Source organism: Gloeocapsa sp. PCC 7428, assembly GCF_000317555.1.
In the GTDB taxonomy this organism is placed as follows: Bacteria; Cyanobacteriota; Cyanobacteriia; order Cyanobacteriales; family Chroococcidiopsidaceae; genus Chroogloeocystis.
The window spans coordinates 131,357-151,351 of the sequence record NC_019746.1 but is presented as its reverse complement, the minus strand read 5'-3'; the positions used below and the strand labels follow the sequence as shown (position 1 = coordinate 151,351).

Below are 19,995 nucleotides of genomic sequence, written 5' to 3'. Positions count from 1 at the left end.
ATTCACCTATACAACATACTTGTGAAACTATGGCAATCAGCATCACAGCTAGTCCTACAACTCTTATAGAAGAAGAAGGGACGATAGTCACTTACACAATTAGTTCGAGTGAACCAGTTCCCCCAGAAGGTTTGGTAATTGCGATCGATAGCCCCGTGGAAAACGCGCTGGGTCAGTTTGATGTATTTGCAACTCAATATAGCAATCTGCGCTTAGTTAGTGTAAATGATGACACAAGTGGATTTTCGGTACGACTGACCGCACAAACCGGAACGTTAAGTTTACCTGTGTACGATGATGATGTTGCTGATAGTCCTCAGACGATAACGTTTACGGTACAACCAGGCGAAGGGTATACCATTGACCCAAATGCAAGTTCAGCGACTGTCACTATTCAAGACGCAGAAAGTACACCTACGCCAACGCCTACACCCGAACCTACACCAACTCCAACTCCCACGCCTGAACCTACGCCAACGCCTACACCCGAACCAACTCCAACTCCAACTCCCACACCAACCCCAACTAATACGGCTCCGGTTGTCATTAATGATAGCTACAACATACAAGCAGGTGAAGAGTTAACCGTAGATCTACAAGCAGGAGTTTTGGCAAATGATACGGACACCGATGGTGATACTTTAACAGCTACGGTTGTAGAAACTACAGAAAATGGCACATTAACGCTTAATGCTGATGGGTCATTTACTTATACTGCTGCTAGTGGGTTTGTGGGAACCGATACCTTTACCTATGTAGCGAACGATGGTTCAGTAAATTCTGAGCCAGCAACGGTGTCAATTACAGTTGAAGCAGCACCTACGCCAACACCTGAACCAACTCCAACTCCAACACCCGAACCAACTCCAACTCCAACACCTGAACCAACTCCAACTCCAACACCTGAACCAACTCCAACTCCAACGCCCGAACCAACTCCAACTCCAACTCCAACGCCCGAACCAACTCCAACTCCAACGCCATCTGATGAGCTTACAGTTTCCTTTAACACGATCGCGGGTGCATTTGATAGCGAAGATAACTTAGTTGCTCCTGCCATTGTTCAGTCGCTAGAAGATGGAACTTCGTTGCTTACCTTTGTTTTCTCTGTAGCAGGTGAAATTCCAGAAGATGGCGTAGTTATCACGCTCAACAGCGATATTGCCTTCAGAGACAACTTTGCAAATCTGGGTGTAGAACCGTTTAGTCCTGGAGGTGAATTCGTCGGGGCAGTCTTTAACGAAGCAGGCGAAGCGACTGGCTTTAAGTTTAGAATTCTGCAACCGAATGCCCTGATCAACTTAGCAGTGAAAGATGACGGTAGTAAAGATGCTCCTTTTGATGCCACTTTCACATTAGAAGCAGGTGAAGACTACAACGTTAGCAACGATGCAAGTACTTCTACTGTTACCTTCTACAATACAATCGACCAAGTACCTGCGGCAACGGTAATGCCGACAGTCAGCCTCAGTGTTGATAACAACAGACTCAACGAAGCAACTGGCAATACCACTACACTCACCTTTACCTTAAGCGAACCTCCACCAGAAGATGGTTTGCTAGTTTACGTCAAGAGCGACAGTGAAGATAGTAACGACGTAGGAGAGTTCGACATTTACAATGCCGAGATAACAGGTGGCGTGTATCCTACTCCGAACTTTGCGGCTAACGGCTTCTTCTTTAAGATTACTGAGCAAACAGCAACAATCACTTTACCAGCGTTTGCTGACGACGAATTAGAGGGAATCGAAGAGTTTAACTTTGCATTACAAGAAGCAGCAGGCTATAACATTGCGGAAGATGCAGGTTCAATTACGCTCAACGTCGTTGATAATGCTGATTCGCAAATTCAGGTAAGCTTGGAGACTGAGCCAGCGGTACTGATCGAGTCAAGAAACACGGTATCAGTTCATAAGTTTAGCCTAAGTGCGACACCACCCGAAGAAGGACTAACGGTTGCTGTAGCAGCACCGCAATTATCGGAATTTGACTTAGCAAATATTGCGATTACTGGTGGTGAAATTGTCCGCGTCACCGATACGGGCTTTGACTTCAAAATTACTGGTAGGGAAGCAACGATTGAGTTACCAGTTGCCAATGATGGTGAAAACGAAGGACTAGAAGAAGCATCGTTTACACTGCAAGATGCTCCTGGTTATCAGCTAAATCCCGATGCAAATTTGGGAACATTTCAGATTGTCGATCGACCAAGACAAGCACCGCCAGGCGAGGTTACGGAGCCAAACGACACGCTGGAAACCGCTTTTAATACGCGCTTGAATCAGTTTAACTCGGAGTTATCGTTTACCAGTACACTCGACTTTGAGTTTGATAACTCTTACGAAAAAGCAGATGGTAGCGTTACGTATGTTGACGCGAGTGAAGATGTTGACCTTTACAAAGTTAACCTCAAAGCTGGCGACACAATCAAAATTAATACTGACTCGAATCAGTTTGAAGACGGCAGAAAAGTTGATACTTGGTTGCGCGTCTTTGATGCTACTGGTGGGGAGTTAGCCACCAATGACGACGGTGCTGCACCTAATGAGATCTTTAATTCCAGGTTCGAGTCTTATATCGAGTTCACGGCACCCAGCGACGGAACTTATTACGTTGGTGTTAGCCTTTATGGCAACGGCGAGTACGATCCTACCAAACCAGCCTCTGGTACAGGCAATTCCGATCCTGACCCAGATGGATATGGATCTGGGGAATACACGCTTAACCTCAGCCTGAACAATCCAGATGCATTTATTCCAGATCCGACAAGGATTCCGCGTGGTACGGGTGAAGGTCCCGCAGTCTCTTTAGTGACCATCGCCGGAACTTATAACAATGACTTCGACAATCTCGATTTTGGCATTGCTGCACCAGCGATCGTTTTAACTCCACCCGAAGGTGCTGGTACTGCGCTCAGCTTTGCACTGTCAGCCGATGGTGAGATTCCCGAAGGCGGAGTTGAAGTTTATGTCAAGAGTGACATTGTTCTCACCGATTACTTTGGCAGTGTTGGTGACGAAGGCTACACAGTTCCTTATGGTGGCAACCTCAACAACAAGCCATTTAGCCGAGGTGGTGAATTCCTCGATGCGGTTTACAACGCTCAAGGCGAAGCAGTTGGGTTCAAGTTCTTACTCCAAGAAGAATTTGCGACAATCACGCTCAACCCCACAACCAGTGAAGAAGCTCAAACCGATGGACCCGAAACAGCAACTTTCTCGCTAGAAGAAAGTGCCGGTTACACTGTTTCGCCATTAAATTCTTCTACTGTGACGTTCTACGATACCGTAGACCAAGTTCCTGCACCAACGGTTACACCCGAAGTCAGCTTGGAAGTCGATACGACAGAACTCATTGAGTCTGAAGAAACTGCCTTTACTATTACCTTATCGCTGTCGGAACCTCCGCCACCCGAAGGAGTACAAGTCTACGTTAGCGGTGGTGCGCAAGATTTCTTGAATGAACTTGCGATCTTCAATGCTGATATTACCGGTGGCGTGGCAACAGCTGACGGTGCAGTCAGTGGTTTTTACTTCCAAATGCTGGAACAAACGGCAACGATTACCGTACCAGTGTTCAACAGCACCGATATCACCGAAGGTATCGAACAGTTTAACTTATCGGTAGTACCAGGTGCGGGTTACACGGTCAACGAAAATCAAAGTTCGGCAACGCTGACGATTAAGGATAATCCAGAGTCGCAAATTCAAGTCGGCTTAACCGCAGAACCCGAAGTTTTGATCGAAAGCGAGGGCACAACCGCGACTTTCAACTTCAACCTCAGCGCCCCACCACCCGAAGAAGGAATCACCGTAACGTTGACCTCTGACGACTTGGGTGACTTTATTCAAGGCGGAGGCGGGCAGCTATCAAGCCTCAGCTTTAACATCACTGAGCAAAATGCAAGTATTGAACTACCTGTGCTCAATGATGGCATCGATGAAGGCTTGGAAGAAGTTACTTTTACGCTAGAAGCTGGCAATGGTTATCAACTCAACCCCGAAGCTAGCAGTGTGACCTTTAGCATTGCAGATAATCCGAGCTTGGCTCCTACCTCAACCGAGGAGCAAAATGATACAATCGACACTGCGATCGCTACTGGTTTATCCGCCGCCAATTCTACTGTCAGCTTCGATGGTGAAATCGCCCAATATTTTGCCGAAGATGCTGAGGGTAATGAACTCACGGTAGATGCGACGGAAGATGTCGATTTCTACTCGTTTACGCTTGGTGCGGGCGAAACACTTGTACTTGATGTTGATGCGGTATCGCTCGATTCGCTGCTTGCCTACTCGCAATTACGTGTGTTTGATGCGGAAGGTACTGAGCTTGCGAAGACCGACTTTGATGACTTCCAAGCCGCGCCCGACGAAGTGTTCTCGTCGTTTAACGATCCTTACCTTGAGTTTACCGCAGCCGACGCAGGCACGTACTATGTCGGTATTAGTCAAATCGGTAACGACTCCTACGACCCATTCACAGCAGGTAGTGGTTCAGGTTGGGTGTTCCCCGACTTCGGAATCGAAACCGGTGAGTATACCTTGAACGCAAGGCTAGCCTAAGATTTGGGAAGTGCGATCGCGGTTATTCTTGAAGTGCGATCGCGGTTATTCTTAAGATTGCAACTTTTCTAACACAACTTCAAATTGTTCAAATAATTACACTGAAGCGGCAATTTATAAGTTGCCGCTTTATTTATGCAATACCAACCTCGTTAGAGAACCTCTTATTTTCGTTGAAAAAGTTGAAAAAATTGCTTTCGTGTTCAATCCTCCTAAATTCTTCATGATAAGAATTAGTCCCCTAAATCCACGCCACTTGCTTCCGGACGCGGAAACTCCGCGCCGCAGTGGCTCCCCACAAGTGGGCAGGGTTGTTTCAAAGTGAGAGGAAAAAAATTAGACTATCTTTAGTCAGTACGCTCTTTGCCTCAAAGATGAACCTAATTGAACACCTTCAACAAGTACCAGAGTTTTGTGCATGGACGCATCGTGCAATGGCACGTCTCAGTGCTTGAGCAGTTGGAAGCCTTTGCCGATGAGTGGACAAAACTCAAGCGGTGTATCTGCGTGGAACGCCAGGGCATACGAGCAGGACAAGCGTTTAAGAGCGCCAGTATTACATCAGCAGTGTCGTGACCACGGCTGAGCAGTTTCATGCCATCATTCGTGGACATGGGAGCATCGAGAACCGCTCTCTGGGTTTCACCTCAATTGCCACTGCAAAGCGGAAACTGGCAAATCAGTTAAAGAGGATTTTCCCTCTCTTACAATTAAACAGCCCTGCCTTTCCAAGGGTAGGGAACAATCGATGCCAACTTCCCTCATTTATAAGGGAGAATTGAGGAGGGTAAAATAACGATTATTGCTATTCATACTTACAGTTGCAATCGTCTCAGCCTGTAGCGGAACAGCGATCAACCATACCGATATACTAACTTCTGCACCACCCTCAAACCCTTGTCGAGTTGTGGAACACGCAATGGGAGAAACCTGTGTTCCTAATAACCCTCAACGGGTTGTCACCCTTATGCAGTATATTCTTAGTCATACACTGAATCTTGATGTTAAGCCCATTGGTAGTAATGCTTGTTCAATTGAGCAGTCGAGTGCAAACTATCCAGACGTTCAAAGCTATCCGGAGAATAACACGGAAGGGATCGTGTTATTAGGTATAGGCGAATCTCCAAACTTGGAAAGAATTTTGTAACTGAAGCCTGATTTAATTTTAACTACAGAATATAATGAAGAGATTTATCCCCTACTTTCTCAAATTGTTCACGTAGTAGCTCAGTTTAAAGACGTAGTATTGAATTGGAAAGAAGGTTTCACTTTTATTGCTGAAGTATTAGGAAAAAAAGAAAAAGCAACACAAGCTTTAAATCATTATTACCAACGAATTGAAGAATTAAAATATCACTAGGCGATCGCTATCACAATCAAACAATTTCTGTTACTGGAAGGGCTAGAGGTGAGAGTTTTAACCTAACTGTTTTTACCAAAGCTACATTTCCAGGTTTTATTCTTAGTGATTTGGGTTTGCAACGCCCAAAAGCGCAAAACGTTGTCACACGCCGTGGGGCAATTTATAGTATTTCTGAGGAAAGGTTTGAGCAAGTAGACGATGATGTTTTATTCTTAGCTTTTGGTAAAGAAGGTAAAGCAATTTTTGAAAGCTTAAAACAAAGACCTTTATGGAAAAGCTCAAAGCTGTTCAGCAAGAGCAAGTTTACCTCGTTGAGGGTTACACATGGACTAGATCAAATTTATTTGCAGCTGATGCTGTAATTGACGATCTCTACTATTACCTCGCCAACACGCTCTAACAGGAGTGAGGGAAGAAGGTGATTGGACTTTGTATAGAGTAAGCGATTATACTTTGCATACGCTACACAATCGCATCTTCATCTTTCTTCTGCAATCAAATTGGTGAAGTGATAGAAGAATTAGTTAACAGCGATCGCACATTACACGCGCTACACAAATATACTTTGTACGGGCTAACGCAATTGTGCGTGAAGCAATTCTCCTTGTCTCTCTTTCTACCTCATCTGTACTTCTGTGTATTAAAATATCAAGCAAATTTTGAATTTTCATTTCTAATCAGTCCTTGTTGCACAGAATGTGCTTATCGGACAAATTTGAGACTTTCTAAGTGATGGACAAAACGATCTGTAAAGATGCTCAATACAGTGCGATCGCGTACTTTAATATTTGCACTAATTGACATTCCTGATTGCAATGGAATTTCGCGTCCGCGAACTTGCAAAAATTCCTGATTCATGCGAACTTTTGCAGGAAAGGTGTAGTAAGGTCGAATTTCATCAGGAGGTAAAGCATCCGAACCAACAGAAATTAATTCTCCCTTAATATCGCCAAATTCGCTGAAAGGAAACGAGTCTATCCGCACATCGACGGGCATTCCTTCTTCAACAAAACCAATATCTCGATTCGTAATCGATACCTCAGCTACCAAGGTGTTACTCGGAACAATTTTTAATAAAGGTTCAGCGGAGTTAGTAACAAAACCAGGCGCTGTTACTTGCAAATCGAATACAGTACCCTCCACTGGAGCGCGTAATTGCTGATATTGCAGTGTCACTTGTGCTTGACTGAGTTGGTTTTCGATTTCGGCAATTTGTTTTTCGTTTTCGACGATCGCTTTATTGAGTTGCGTGTCAATTTCGGCGATTTTTTGGTCATTCGCTGCCATTTTTGTCAAAACATCCTGCTGCGAAAGCGCCTGCGTATTTTCAAGTTTCTCGCGTGCTTGGTTAATTGCTAATTGCAAGCGCGATCGCTCTTTCGTTAACTGTTCAACTTCTGATTGTCCGCTACGCACTTTCTGCCGCTGTTCTAAATACTGCACGCGCGACAATGCGCCTTCTCGCGCAACTGCCTCGATATCTTGCAAAATCTGCTCGTTGACAACCACGATATCTTTTGCGCCTGCAAGTTCAACTTCGGTTCGTGCAAGTTGCTGTTGCAGTTGTTCGATTTCTAGCTGTGCAGCTGCTTCGCGCGAAGCCGCTTCACTCAATGCAGATTTTAGCCGCAGTTGTTCGTCAGGATTTAAGTTAGGATCAGCAGCACCGTCGAGTTGTAAACGATAAAGACGGTTTTCCGCAACCAATGTTGAGCGACTCTTTGTCAAGTCAGCGATTTCTGGAGATACATTAACCGTTGTGGGAATTGCGGCAACTCCCCGCAAGACAGAGCGATAAAACTGATTTTCTTGGCTCAATGCTGCTTTAACTTTTTGCAGTGCGGTAGTTTGAGCTTGCGCAGTTCGCGAATCGAGGACTAGAAGTAAATCGCCTTGTTTCACGCGTTGCCCGTCTTCGATATGAATCTCCTTAACAACGCCATTCAACGGGGCTTTGACTTCCTTAATACTTCCTTGCGGCGCGAGTTTACCAGTTGCCATCACTGATTCATCAACTTTAGCAACACAAGCCCAAATGAAACCGAAGGTTGTCACTCCCGCGATTGTCCAGATAATTGCCCGCGAGAGAAACGGCGATCGCCGTAACACAACAGGTTGATCAAAGGGAGTTTTAGGTGGAGTAACAGCTTTACCGTTACCATTTTGATTGTTCGGTCTGAGGTCGAGCATAGTGTGAATGGAAAGTAGGTAATGGGTAATGGAGAATAGGTAATGGGTAATTGTTGATAGTATTCTTGGTCAATTACCAGTTACCAACTTCAGTTATTCCAGATGTGATGCTTGCTGTTGATACAAGCAATAGTATCTACCTCGAAGCTGCATGAGTTCTTCGTGGGTTCCTTGTTCAGCAACAATGCCTTGATCCATAACAACAATGCGATCGGCATTGCGAATTGTATTTAGACGGTGAGTAATAAAGAAAACTGTGCGACCTTTAAAAGCTTCGGCGAGATTCAAACAGACTTGGCGTTCGGAATCGTAGTCTAGCGCGCTTGTTGCTTCGTCTAGAATTAACAGCCTTGGATTTTGCAAGATTGTTCGTGCTAAGGCAATCCGCTGACGTTGTCCGCCTGATAACGAAGCGCCGCGTTCGCTCAAGAAGGTATTATAACCACTTGGTAGACTCATGATAAAGTCGTGGGCAACTGCGATGCGAGCCGCTGCGATCATTTCTTCTTCGGTGGCGTCTGGGTTATTGAGCGTAATGTTTTCTTGGACGGTTCCTTCAAAGAGTAACGTGTCTTGCGGCACAATTCCGATTTGTTGGCGTAGCGAATAAAGTTCGACTTTGTGGATATCGTAGTTATCGATGAGTATGCGACCGGATTCGGGGTCGTACAAGCGCGATAACAGTTTCATCAAGGTACTTTTACCCGATCCACTTTGCCCGACAATGCCAATGAATGAACCTTGAGAAAATTCTAAATTGACATTATTTAACTGTAATGGACCGTTAGGAGCGAATCGAAATGAAAGATTTTCGTACTTAACTTTTCCTTCGATTCTGGGTAAAGAAATTTTACCGCGATCGCTGCTGTCAGCTTCGACGGGTGTATCGACGATATCGCTCAATCGCTCTAGGGACAACGCAGTTTGTTGGAAGTTTTGCCACAGTTGCGTTAAGCGTAATAAAGGACTCGTCACGTAGCCTGCGATAATCCGAAACGCGATTAATTGTCCTAAAGTTAATTCTCCTTGCAGAACAAGATAAGCTCCAACCCATAGCACTAACAAGCTTGACAAATGGTTCAAGAATGTGCTAGTAGAAGTCGCTGTTGTATAAGTGAAAACAGTCTTGAAGCTAGAACTAATGTAGCGCGAATAGCGTTCTTGCCATTTCCAGCGCGATCGCAACTCTAGATTTTGCGCCTTCACCGTCTGGATACCTGATAGCACTTCTACCAAATGTGATTGCGCCGCAGCGTTGAGTTCGGCTTTTTCGCGGAGTTGTCGCCGGACAATTGGTGAAACAAACGCAGTTAAACCAATAAATAGCGGTAGCGTTACCAGCGCGACAAGCGTCAATAACCAGCTATAAATTAGCATGACGACAATATAGATTACCGAAAAAACAGCATCTAACACTACCGTCAAAGCTGTACCCGTTAAAAATTGCCGAATATTTTCGAGTTCATTAACGCGAGTTGCAAGTTCACCCACTGGTCGCCGTTCAAAATAGCGTAACGGCAATCGTAATAAATGATCGATAATTTCTGAACCCAACGCTAAATCAATGCGGTTAGTAGTGTCAGCGAATAAATAAGTTCGCAGGCTGATTAATATTGCTTCAAAAACCGCAATCACAATCAGGAAAACGCCTAAGACTTGCAACGTGTCAGGGCTATTTTGCAGGATAACCTTATCAATAATGACTTGGGTTGTTAAAGGGTTAACCAGCGCAAACAGTTGAGCAAAGAATGAGGCAATAAACACCTCGACTAACACGCGGCGGTATTTAAACAACGACGGCAAAAACCACGATAAACCAAACTTGCGTTGTGGTGTTTGGGGAGTGGTTTGCAACATCAAAACCGGCAATTTACGCTGTTGTGTTTGTGCATCGGGTTGGATACCCGCAAACAATTCGGCGGGGCGCTGACGCAAAATTCCAACCTCAGGAACACCCATTACCACAGTTTTAGCGCTGATTGAGTAAATCAAAGCGAAGCTATCGCGCCATTGAATCATTGCTGGAACTTGCAAGCGGGCGATCGCTTTTTCTGGTATTTCTATTAACTGGGCTTGTATTCCCAACATCTCAGTCACACCACCGCATTGCAGCAGCGATAATGCCCCTACCCGCTGCTTTTGATTCGTCAATACTCGCCGCACAACATCTTTACGAAACGGCATTCCCCAATATTGTGCCAGCATCTCAAAACACGCCAACGCACCATTAATATCACCTTTTCCCTTGACATAAGGATATTTGATCCGTTTTTCCGACGCAGAGGAATCCCATTCAGGAATTTCGCGAGGTGCATAGGCAATAGAATGAACCGCAGTTGCACTTAGTGCTTCAGATGTTTGTTCGACTTCTGAATCAGATGCTAACAACGTTTTAGGCAAGCCTACGAGTCGTAAAGTTGTCGGTTTTGCAATAATTTGTTGGTCGTAAACGTAACCTACAGGAAGTTCTAGCGAGTTTTGATTGCTGACTAACCATAAGAGGTTGTTATCTAATTGTTGATTCTGGTTTCCTCTAGACTTGCGGGGATTCAAGTCTAAAGATGTTACCACGACCTGCGGAAAAACTTTTGTGACTAGCTGGGTTAAACTTCCTACACTCTGTTGTTGTAATAGTGTGGGATTAGCCGCTTGCTGTAGCCAAGCCGCGAGAACTTCAAACGTCTCAATCAGTGTTGGAGTCGTCTTAAACCAGTCATTTAGCGCCGGTTCTGATGCAATTAAGTCTAAAAAAGTATCCGATGGAATGTTCAAACACGTACATTCTGTTGAAGCGATCGCGGTTTCACACGCAATTCCTCGGAGTAACCCAGCCACTCCAATTATCGCGCCTGACGACAACCGTGAAATTGTTGTCATTGTTTGAATATTTGGATCAAAGCCAAGTAATCGTACTTGTCCCTGACACAGTACACTAACCTGGGCGGGCATTTTCTCCCGTACTGCGATCGCCTGTCCTACACGATAGCGGTATATCTGTGCTTGACGAGTTAGCTGTTCTAAACTCGTTGATGATAGCCGGTCAAACGGAGGAATTTGGGCAATGACAGTATCAAAATTTGCAATAGTGTCAATCATTATCTACCAAACCAGATTGTTAAGAAGAGCGAGGGGCAAGAGGGGTAAGGCACTGCCTTACCCGTGTTGAATGAAGGGCGAAGGAGTTAATTAAAGCAAGATTGACCGCCGTATGGAGTTTTGCAGGCATAGTATCCACGTTGTTTTCTACTGCATAGTGCGATTTGAGAGCTTGTATCACTTAATCGATGTGCGTTCAGGTTTAAAGATTATTTGTCACTCCTAATCGGCAAAATTTCTTAGCTATATAGTCTTACAGGGCTGATTATTAGTAGAGGCAGCAAAACGATAGGTTAGGACGTTTCAAAATCTCAACATCAGCATAATCTTGAAATTATCAACGCCTTGTGAAAGAATTAACACAACCTTGGCTACAGCATTACTGCAAAAGATTACTAATAAATCTACCATGTACTACTCCACATAAACGGCATCATTATTAAGAATTTTATGCAATTGCAAAAGAAACACTTAACTGCACTCAATCAAAGGATAAGTGATTTAAATTAAATGACCACAATCCTCTCAAATACCCGCGTTTTGCAGGTAGGTGACACGTATTTCACCACCAACGAGTTAACTTCACTGATAGTGAGGTATCAAATGCTACCTCAACTTGTCAGAGAGATATTGATAGACAAGGCGATCGCACCGATTGAATGTTCGCCAGAAGAGCATCAACAGGCAATTCAAAGATTTTATGTCAGCAATCAACTTACCAGCGAGCCGCAGCATAAAATTTGGTTAAGCGATCGCGGTATGACCATTGAACACTTAGAAGCATTGGTCTTACGTCAACTTAAACTCAATAAATTTAAACAAAATTGGGCAGCCAAAGTTGATTCGTACTTTCTCAAACGCAAAGCCCAACTCGATCGAATTAGCTTCTCACTACTTCAGACACAAAATGCTGAACTTGCCCAAGAACTATACTATCGAATTCGCGACGATGGACAATCATTTGAAGAGATTGTGCAGCAGTATCCAGACATTCAATTCCAAGTTATCAGCCGTGTAGAAATTGAAAAACATTCATTTATCGCACCAATTTTAAAAAAATACCAAATCCACCAACCTTGTGCGCCAATTTTAGTCAATAACTACTTCACAATTGTACGAGTAGATCAAATATTTCCAGCCCAACTTGATGAAGCAATGCGCCAACGATTAATTGATGAACTATTCAACAAATGGTTGCAAGAACAACTAGCAAATACAGTTATTAAGATGAAAAGATAAAATTGAGGATTGGAAATTGGTAATAGGTAATTGGTCATTGCTTCATCGACAAAAACATTATCAACGATTCTCCTTGTCTCCCTACTACCTTGTCCCTGCGTCCTCTGTCAGTGGTTCATTCAAGTTCCAAAATCCCCAAGTTTTAAATAATGCGTTGGTTTAAGTGGCAAGTTTGGCAGCGGTTTTGGAAAGTAGCTTGCCTCTATTGGATAGGAAGTGAAAGAAACGGTGCGATCGCTCTTCTCATATTATTAACATTACTGTCAGCGGGTACCAGCGGGATCGTTGTCCTAGAAACATTACAACGCGGAGAAGTTGTTTCAGCACTAGTATCAGGCAATCTTGATCGATTTTGGCAAGCGCTAATCTTATTTTTAATAACAGTGATAGTAACAGTACCTAGTTTGGCACTCAAAAGCTACATTCAGGCAAAACTAGCCCTGTACTGGCGAAGGTGGTTAACTTACCGTTTTTTAAATCAATATTTTGCCTATCAAAATTTCTATCATCTGATTTATTTTCCAGCAATTGATAACCCAGATCAACGCCTGAGCGAAGACATTAATAATTTTACCCAACAATCACTCGTATTTTTCCTTATAATTGTAGACTCTAGTTTACAAACCGTTGGATTCGCAGGGATATTGTGGTCAATTTCACCCCTACTTATGGTGATTTTAATTAGCTATGGCTTAATAGGAACAGTATTCACTAGTGTTGTATTTGCCAGAGTATTAGTTCCACTTAATTTTGAACAACTCAAACGCGAAGCCGATTTTCGTTATGGTTTGTTGCGGATACGAGAAAATGCAGAAGCGATCGCATTTTATCACGGTGAAACGCAAGAGCAAAACCATCTTCAGCAGCGTTTTCGGGCAGTATTTCTAAATTTTAATCATTTGATTCGCGCGCAGTTTGGGTTAATGGTATTTCAAAATGGTTATCAGTATCTTACATTTTTATTACCATTCGCTCTTCTAGCACCACGCATCTTTACTGGCGAATTAGAAGTCGGTAGTGTCACGCAATCACAAGTAGCTTTTGAGCGACTAGGAGCAATTTTTGGAATTATTATTATGCAATTCGATAAACTTAGTGCTTTTGCCGCAGGAATCAAACGTTTATCTGAATTGAAAGCAACAATGACTCAGATCGAGCATCAAAACACCACAACCTCAATCGAGACAACAATCAGCACAGACATCACAATCAAGCATCTTACATTAATCACTCCAGACACCAATAAACTACTATTACATAACCTTTCGCTGACAGTAGCACCAGGAGAATCATTACTTATTGTCGGTGCGAGTGGAGTAGGTAAAACATCGCTTTTACGGGCGATCGCAGGTCTATGGCAGTACGGAAGCGGGACTATTGCCCGACCTCCACGTTCAGACTTATTATTCTTGCCACAGCGTCCCTATTTGCTGGCTGGTTCACTTCGCCAACAGCTACTTTACCCGCACATTACCGCAGAAATTTCAGACTCGCAATTAATCCAAGTTCTCCACCTAGTAAACTTACCCAACCTTGCCCATCAAGATCTTGATACAGTTTTAGACTGGTCCAGCATTTTATCAGGAGGCGAACAACAACGCCTAGCTTTCGCCCGATTAATGTTAATCCAACCCAAATATGCTTTATTAGACGAAGCGACAAGTGCTTTAGACGCAGAAAATGAGGAACGCATCTATCAAATCATCCGCAAAGCTTCCTTCTCCGTAATCAGCGTCGGACACCGTCCCAGTTTAATATCATATCATCAGCAAGTTCTACAACTCACAAATGAAAGCTGGAAACTAATACCCGCAAAAGACTATTTTGAGGAAATAATAGGACAAGGAGACAAGGAGAATTACTGATAATATTCTTACTAATGAATCAATAACCAATTACCAATTAGTGGCTCTGTAGTTCTTTACATATAAAATCCTCCTATACCCATGAAACTAAATTGGGAGATAGTTAAGCAATTTTGGGTCATTACTAAACCTTACTGGACATCATCAGAAAGGTGGAAAGCGATCGCACTTTTATTGTTACTATTTTTACTCTCAATCATTAGCGTTGGCATATTAGTTATAGTCAGCATTCTTTTAGGAGAAATAACAAATACTCTAGCAGCCAGAGATGCACAAAGCTTCACCCAAGTTATTACAATCTTCATCGTAACTTTTATTCTCGGAGTCCCATTACTTTCCAGCAGAACTTTCGTTCAAGGGAAATTAAGTATCTATTGGCGACGCTGGTTGACTGACTATTTTTTATCACGCTATTTTGCTCAGCGGACGTATTACCACTTACAATCGCATTCCGAAATTGACAATCCCGATCAACGTATCAGTGAAGATTTAAACATTTTCACACAACAAGCGTTGAACTTTTGGGTAATTTTCGTCGAATCTCTCATGCAGTTAGTTGGTTTTGCTGGCGCATTGTGGGCAATATCACCCACTTTAATGGGCGTGTTAGTTCTTTATGCTTTCATTGGCAATATCCTAGTCATTACACTATTCGGTGGCGTTTTAGTAGGAATTAACTACGAACAACTCAAGCGCGAAGCCAATTTTCGGTTTGGGCTAGCACAAATTCGAGACAATGCGGAAATGATTGCGTTTTACGATGGACAACATACCGAATCGCAACAGATGCAACATCGGTTACTCGCCGCGTTGCGCAACCTCGATCGCCTCATTCGTTGGCAGTTTAGCTTAAATTTGTTTCAAAACGGCTATCAATATTTGACGTTTTTATTGCCGTTGTTCATCTTAGCACCATCAATATTAGCAGGAGAACAGAAAGTTGGTGCTTTCGACCAAGCTGTTGTTGCTTTTCGTAGTGTTTTAATTTCCTTAGCGATAGTCATTAGCCAGTTTGAGAAATTGAGTTTATTTGCTAGCAGCGTGACGCGCTTGTATGGTTTTCTGCAACAAACACAAACGCATCAAATTCTAGAAAGGAATGCTATCACCTTTACACAAGCCAGCGCGATCGCACTACATGATTTAACTTTATGCACGCCGTCGCAAAAGACTTTGATTCGCGAATTATCTTTAACCGTCAATCCAGGACAATCGTTACTCATTACAGGCGTCAGTGGTGTTGGCAAAACATCACTCTTACGCGCGATCGCTGGATTGTGGCATTATGGTAGCGGACACATTACCCGCCCTGCTCAACAACATCTGTTGTTTTTACCCCAGCGCCCATACATGATTTTGGGTTCTTTGCGTCAGCAATTGTTATACCCTAATTCATCATTTGATACGACCGAGCGTCACTTGATAGAAACCCTGCACCAAGTTAATTTAGCGCATTTAATCACAGATTATAACTTAGATGCGATCGCCGATTGGTCGCGAGTTCTTTCTTTAGGAGAACAACAACGATTAGCGTTTGCTCGTCTTTTTATTACTTGTCCTAGCTACGCGATTTTAGATGAATCTACCAGCGCCCTTGATGAGTATAATGAAGCTTTACTTTATCAACAATTACAAGCAACTTCAATTACATATATTAGTGTAGGACATCGTTCTTCCTTGAGACGTTACCATCAACAACTTTTGCACTTACAGCCTATTGCAAGTTTATGAGGTACAGTAAGAGGAGTACACAAATGAAGTCTAATGAAACCGTACTCGCTCGACTTGCGAGAAAAAATAGTTAAGGCATACGCACAAGGTGACACCTCAATCAGAAAAGTTGCGGCTCGATTTGGAGTAGCCAAAAGTTTTGTGCAAAAACTGATAGCCATGAAGAAAACTCAAGGTCATGTCCAACCGAAAAAACAGGGAGGAGCAATCAAGGGAAAGTTGGATGGTTATAAGGCGCAGCTAGCGGCAATGGTGAAACAATATCCCGATGCAACATTGAGGGAATACTGTGAGTATTGGGGGACAAATTATCATGATTGGCTGAGTACAAGTACGATGTGTCGTGCATTACAAAAACAAAAACTGACACGAAAAAAAAGACACTGCGCAGCACTCAAGCAAAAACACAACGAGTACAGCAATTGAGAACGGAGTATTGGCAGCAAGTGCAACAAATCGAGGCAGCAAACTTAGTTTTCATCGATGAAATGGGTGTACTGCTGGGGTTAACACGAACTCATGCCCGAAGCTTTTGTGGAACTCGAGTGTATGATGAGCAACCATTTTATCGCGGGTCGAAAGTCACCGTCATTGGCGCAATTAGCACAAAACGAGTTTTAGCTGTAATGACCTTGAATGGTTCAATGGATGGTCAAGCCTTTCAAGTGTTTATTGAAAAGTGTTTACTGCCTCAACTGTGGCAGGGTGCTGTGGTTGTTATGGACAATCTTCCAGCACATAAACTCAAACAAATTGAGTCTTTAATTCAATCGGTGGGCGCAACTATTCAATACCTGTCACCTTATTCTCCTGACTTTAATCCAATTGAACTTTGGTGGTCACAATTAAAAGCTTTTTTGCGCTCCTTTTCCCCAACTACTGCATTCAGGGTTGATCTTCTCATTGCCACTGCACTCGATTTAATTAATCCCGTGCATTTGAAAAACTGGTTTACTCACTGTTGCTACTGTGCCTCATAAAACTGCAATAGGCTGTAACTAGTCAGACTTGGCAATTGACTTAATGTAATTTCTTGAGGACTAGACTAAAGTGAAACTTGGGAGTGGGAATCGCGCATCTATCGAAGCACAATTTCTCTCCTATCTGTCACTGAACTCATTTAATAGTTTGGTAATACTCTAGCCACTGCATATACTGAAACTTCTATTAAAGATTTTAGCCTTTCTTGAAATATAGAGTGCAGCTGCTCAAACTCTAAATTGTCAGTCTCAACTTCAACTTTTGTTGCTTGTGAAGTTTGTAAAACAGGCTTCTTAGGCTTTTCTACTAACTTTTTGATAGGCTGGTTAACTCTAGTAATTTTGCTTAAATTTATACTTAGTTGTAGGGAAGCAAAGTTGGTTTTACTATAGCGGTAAATAGTAGTACTAAAGCTAACGCTACGGTGTTTTTGCTGCTTAACAAGGACTGGTCTAGGTTTCTTCCTCTTATTGATCGCCTCAGTGCGAGTCATACTAGGTCGGCAGCGATTCGCAATCATGCGACACTTCGTGAACGCAGTACAGGGGACGCGGCCCATAAGTTTCGCGCTCAACATCTTTGTTACACTGCTTGCAGATGAACTTGTAGACGCGCGTATGAATCACCCGATCGTGTGCTCTGGCGGTGTATTCTCGAACATGAACTCTCTTCGATGGCATAGGTGAGAATTACACTGCTGTAGATATTATGCTAGCGACACTCAACACTCAAGAGTGAAAAATGCTTCAAAACAAACAATGTATTCATAGCCTCATTAAACTGCGCGAACACTACCAAACACTCTTGCCCGAATGCGTGAGTACTATTTCTCATCCAACTGAACAACTCGATCGCACTTATACTTTGCTAATAGATCAGTTAGTCGAACAGCAGCTTGTGGAAAGTCTACTTCAACTGAGAACATATTCCAAACACTACTAGCACATAAGAATTTGCAAGAAAAAGATTCTGAGCTAAGGTTTATTTACTGCTGGATACCAGAACTACGAGGGTATAACTTAGCAGAAATACTTAACGGCGTGTATTTGAATGATGGTTTGTATCCTGCACCGATACTCAATTGATCGCAGACTCGCAGCGCAGAATTAACGATCAGGTTGTATCTGAATTGCGGCAGAAGGTAAGAGAGCCGTTGCTAGCACAGGGTGAAGAATACGAACAGGCTGTTGCAGCTAAAACAACGGTAGATAAGTATTGGGAGAGTAAGGACAAACGATATCAAGAGTATAAGCATCGCCAGTTACAAGTTGATGATACTCCTTGACTTAAACGAATGATGCACCGCAAATAATCCAGTTCTCCTTATTGAAAAGCGATCGCCATTTTTGGATCAATGCTTGTTATAGCTACTGTCGAGGTTTATTTTTTATTGATACATTCCAACAAAAGGCGATGCTTACTGCTGTTTTTAGTTCGTACTGTGTAAACTTTGATAGTTCTCGATGTAGCGCTTGCAGTCATGGGTTCCCTTCCAACGCAAATTTGAGCGACACGTTTCGCCAATATAAAGAACTAGTTGGGCAGCGTTATCTATCACAAAATAAATACACGCCTCTTTTGAAGTATTCGCTGACAACTAATAGAACGATATCTGACGCAGGCTTAGACTAAATGGGTCTGTTTGGTTTGCGTCAGGATGTGACGGAGTTAGGTCAAATAGCTTAATCTGCTGCACTAATTTGTTTTCTCTTGCTCGTTGCTGATATGCAGCGATTCGTGTCCTCCATTGCACTAGGGTTTGAGCATCCATCCTCAAAGTTTTTGGTTGTCTGCTACGGGTAGAAATTGAGGTTCCTGAAGATAGATTGAGTTGATATGGTTCCAATAGCGTTTCTTAGTTTTAACATTATATGAAATTCCTAAAACAATAAGTAAACTTATCGCGCGATCACGCGGTGTTTTGTCATTTGCATGCGTGTTGTTAGACAAATTCAACCAAAATTGAAAGTTTTTTATGTTTTTGTAAAAGCGATTACCTACGGCACGCTACGCGATCGCACAATTCGAGCATTCAACTCAGTAGCTCATAAGTGCCGCCTCGTTCTAAAGCGCGTTGGTATGCTGGACGTGCGTGAATGCGTTCCAGAAAGTCGATTAACTTAGGATAACTTGCGTCTAAGCCTGCTCGACTAACCGCTACCTCGATAGGAAAGCTCATTTGAACATCGGCTGCGGTAAATTCCTCACCTGCAAACCACAGGCTTTTTCCAAGTTCTGCTTCTAAATAATTAAGATGTTGTTTAATTCGGGGTTCTATGAAAGAACTTTTTGTTTGATTTGCAATCAACTGCGCCATCGGTTTGACAAAAAAAGGCGCTTGCTGCTCAATCCGGTCAAACACTAATTTTAATAAGAGTAGCGGCATTGCAGAGCCTTCAGCATAGTGTAACCAGTAGGTATACCGTAACCGTTCTGCTGTGCCTGGTGGTGGCACAAATCGTCCCTTACCATAACGCTCAACTAGATACTCAATAATAGCCCCAGATTCTGCCAAAGTTAGTGCTTCATCGGTAATTACTGGAGACTTACCTAATGGATGTACCTCACGCAGCGATTCTGGTGCAAGCATTGTTTTTGGTTTGCGCTCGTAGCGCTTGATTTCATAATTTAGTTCGAGTTCTTCTAGCAACCAGAGTATGCGCTGGGAGCGGGAGTTATTTAAGTGGTGAACGACAATCATAGTGTTATTCTTCGGCACTCTATTGGGCACAGCATGATAAAAAGTTCATGTGCTTTGCAAAATACTTACATATGGGTAGGCGCAGTAAGTTCTACTAATTTAACGCGGGGCTTGTCTAGACTAAAACAGGTGCCAATCTTGTCAAACACTACCGTATATCTAATGATTTGTTTGCGGCGATCGCATCTTAGCGCTAAGTAGTAATAGATGCACTAGCAGTTTAAATTTTGACGATTAAAGCGCTAGGAAGGTCAATTTCATAACAAC

At 43.0% G+C, this 19,995-nt stretch carries 14 protein-coding genes and 1 pseudogene; 11 read left to right on the top strand and 4 right to left on the bottom strand.

The window, feature by feature from the left end; translation table 11 throughout:
• Positions 1 to 29: 29 nt before the first annotated feature.
• The 4 genes from GLO7428_RS24545 (at position 30) to GLO7428_RS29265 (ending at position 5,922) form a co-directional block, all read left to right on the top strand.
• On the top strand, positions 30 to 4,562 hold the full coding sequence (locus GLO7428_RS24545) for a pre-peptidase C-terminal domain-containing protein (RefSeq protein ID WP_015191269.1): 4,533 nt from the start codon (positions 30 to 32) through the stop codon (positions 4,560 to 4,562).
• A gap of 414 nt (positions 4,563 to 4,976) precedes the next feature.
• Entirely contained in the window at positions 4,977 to 5,138 is a 162-nt protein-coding gene (locus GLO7428_RS28115; RefSeq protein WP_155824114.1) for a hypothetical protein, read from the top strand.
• 343 nt (positions 5,139 to 5,481) lie between these two features.
• A complete protein-coding gene (locus GLO7428_RS29270; protein WP_071882459.1) occupies positions 5,482 to 5,709 on the top strand; it encodes a hypothetical protein in 228 nt (75 codons plus the stop codon).
• Positions 5,710 to 5,922: an ABC transporter substrate-binding protein gene (locus GLO7428_RS29265; protein ID WP_369792540.1), complete on the top strand. Its 213-nt coding sequence runs from the start codon at positions 5,710 to 5,712 to the stop codon at positions 5,920 to 5,922.
• Positions 5,923 to 6,627: 705 nt separating this feature from the next.
• Here the strand turns inward: GLO7428_RS29265 and GLO7428_RS24535 are convergent.
• Positions 6,628 to 8,115: an HlyD family efflux transporter periplasmic adaptor subunit gene (locus GLO7428_RS24535; RefSeq protein WP_015191267.1), complete on the bottom strand. Its 1,488-nt coding sequence runs from the start codon at positions 8,113 to 8,115 to the stop codon at positions 6,628 to 6,630.
• A gap of 93 nt (positions 8,116 to 8,208) precedes the next feature.
• Positions 8,209 to 11,211 carry a peptidase domain-containing ABC transporter gene (locus GLO7428_RS24530; RefSeq protein ID WP_015191266.1) on the bottom strand — a complete coding sequence of 1,001 codons (3,003 nt, stop codon included), beginning with the start codon at positions 11,209 to 11,211 and terminating at the stop codon, positions 8,209 to 8,211.
• Between the two features lie 510 nt (positions 11,212 to 11,721).
• Between GLO7428_RS24530 and GLO7428_RS24525 the strand changes: the two genes are divergently transcribed.
• The 5 genes from GLO7428_RS24525 (at position 11,722) to GLO7428_RS29255 (ending at position 17,026) form a co-directional block, all read left to right on the top strand.
• Positions 11,722 to 12,450 (top strand): hypothetical protein, encoded by a 729-nt coding sequence (locus GLO7428_RS24525; protein ID WP_015191264.1) that lies wholly within the window; start codon positions 11,722 to 11,724, stop codon positions 12,448 to 12,450.
• Between the two features lie 149 nt (positions 12,451 to 12,599).
• Positions 12,600 to 14,315: an ABC transporter ATP-binding protein/permease gene (locus GLO7428_RS24520; protein ID WP_015191263.1), complete on the top strand. Its 1,716-nt coding sequence runs from the start codon at positions 12,600 to 12,602 to the stop codon at positions 14,313 to 14,315.
• An 81-nt stretch (positions 14,316 to 14,396) separates the two neighbouring features.
• A complete protein-coding gene (locus tag GLO7428_RS24515) occupies positions 14,397 to 16,046 on the top strand; it encodes an ABC transporter ATP-binding protein/permease (RefSeq protein ID WP_015191262.1) in 1,650 nt (549 codons plus the stop codon).
• Positions 16,047 to 16,079: 33 nt separating this feature from the next.
• Positions 16,080 to 16,472: an IS630 transposase-related protein gene (locus GLO7428_RS29260; protein WP_015191261.1), complete on the top strand. Its 393-nt coding sequence runs from the start codon at positions 16,080 to 16,082 to the stop codon at positions 16,470 to 16,472.
• Positions 16,469 to 17,026 (top strand): IS630 family transposase, encoded by a 558-nt coding sequence (locus GLO7428_RS29255; protein WP_015191260.1) that lies wholly within the window; start codon positions 16,469 to 16,471, stop codon positions 17,024 to 17,026. Before GLO7428_RS29260 ends, GLO7428_RS29255 begins: the two co-directional genes overlap by 4 nt.
• A 428-nt stretch (positions 17,027 to 17,454) precedes the next feature.
• Here the strand turns inward: GLO7428_RS29255 and GLO7428_RS29845 are convergent.
• Positions 17,455 to 17,707 (bottom strand): annotated as a pseudogene (locus tag GLO7428_RS29845) (hypothetical protein); the annotation flags it as partial.
• Positions 17,708 to 17,768: 61 nt separating this feature from the next.
• Here GLO7428_RS29845 and GLO7428_RS24495 point away from each other — a divergent pair.
• Entirely contained in the window at positions 17,769 to 17,969 is a 201-nt protein-coding gene (locus GLO7428_RS24495) for a hypothetical protein (protein ID WP_015191259.1), read from the top strand.
• Positions 17,970 to 18,108: 139 nt separating this feature from the next.
• A complete protein-coding gene (locus GLO7428_RS24490) occupies positions 18,109 to 18,312 on the top strand; it encodes a hypothetical protein (RefSeq protein ID WP_041919530.1) in 204 nt (67 codons plus the stop codon).
• Positions 18,313 to 19,059: 747 nt separating this feature from the next.
• On the opposite strand, the gene GLO7428_RS24480 is transcribed toward GLO7428_RS24490, so the two are convergent.
• The gene (locus GLO7428_RS24480; protein WP_015191258.1) at positions 19,060 to 19,728 is read right to left on the bottom strand and encodes a glutathione S-transferase; all 669 of its coding nucleotides are present in this window, start codon (positions 19,726 to 19,728) and stop codon (positions 19,060 to 19,062) included.
• Positions 19,729 to 19,995 lie beyond the last annotated feature (267 nt).